This window comes from Streptomyces sp. 8P21H-1 (assembly GCF_013302945.1).
Genome location: NZ_JABTYA010000317.1, coordinates 1 through 1,134, shown reverse-complemented (window position 1 = coordinate 1,134; position 1,134 = coordinate 1). Strand labels below are relative to the sequence as shown.

Below are 1,134 nucleotides of genomic sequence, written 5' to 3'. Positions count from 1 at the left end.
CGGCGGGGCGCGGGACGCCGTCGCGCGGGGGCGCCGACGGCAGGTCGGCCACGCGCCGCCCGGGGTCCTCCAGCACGGCACCGAGCAGGGCGGGCAGCCAGGCGGTGAGCCCCTGCACGGTCTCCCGGTCGAACAGGGCGACCGCGTACTCCACGTAGGCGTGCATCGGGCCGTCGTCCTGGTCGGTGACGCCGAAGGTGAGGTCGAACTTGGCGGTGCCGGGGGCGATGCCCGCGATGTCCCGGTCGAGCAGCCGGGTGACCTCCAGACCGGCCGGGACATGGGCCGCGGCGGGGGCGTTCTGGTACGTGTAGGCGACGTCGTAGAGCGGGTGGCGGCCGGGTTCGCGGGTCCGGCACACCGCGGACACGATCTTCTCGAACGGCATGTCCTCGTGGTCGAGCACCCCGGCGACGGTGTCCGCGCACCGGCGCACCACGTCGGTGAACGTGAGGTCGCCGCCGATCCTCGTACGGAACGGCGGCAGGTTGTTGAAGTAGCCGATCAGCTCGTGCGTCGCGGGATCGACCCGCCCCGAGGTGCCGACGCCGACGACGACGTCGTCGGTGCCCGTCCAGTGGTGGAGCAGGACGTCCACCAGGGCCAGCATGGTGACGAACGTGGTGACGCCCTGCTCCCGGCTGTACGCCCGAACGGCGCGGGCCCGTCCGGCGTCGACGGTGAACTCCACCAGGTCGCCCCGGAAGTCCTGCGCGGCCGGGCGCGGCCGGTCCAGCGGCAGCGGGGCCGTGCGCAGCCCCGCCAGCTCCTTGCGCCAGAAGGCGAGTCCGGCCTCCAGCCGGTCGCCGGTCAGCCAGGAGCGCTGCCAGGCGGCGAAGTCCGCGTACTGGATGGGCAGGACGGGCAGGCCGGCGGGGCGCCCGGTGCACCGGGCGCGGTACAGCTCGAAGAGGTCCCGGAAGAACACCGACGGCGACCAGCCGTCGAAGACGATGTGGTGGTACGTGTACAGCAGGACGTGGTCGTCGTCGGCCAGGCGCAGCAGCGCGGTCCGCAGCAGGGGTCCCGCGGCCAGGTCGAAGGGGCGTACGGCCTCGGCCCCGGCGAGGCGCCGGGCCTCCTCCTCACGGCGGGCCGCAGGCAGCGCGCCGAGGTCGGTCAGCGGCAGGTCCG

The 1,134-nt window shown here is 74.4% G+C and carries 1 protein-coding gene; it reads right to left on the bottom strand.

Features of this window, described 5'->3' with window-relative positions; genetic code table 11:
• A partial coding sequence (locus tag HO151_RS06640) for a condensation domain-containing protein (protein ID WP_254594787.1) occupies nucleotides 1-1,134 on the bottom strand: 1,134 nt, incomplete at both ends.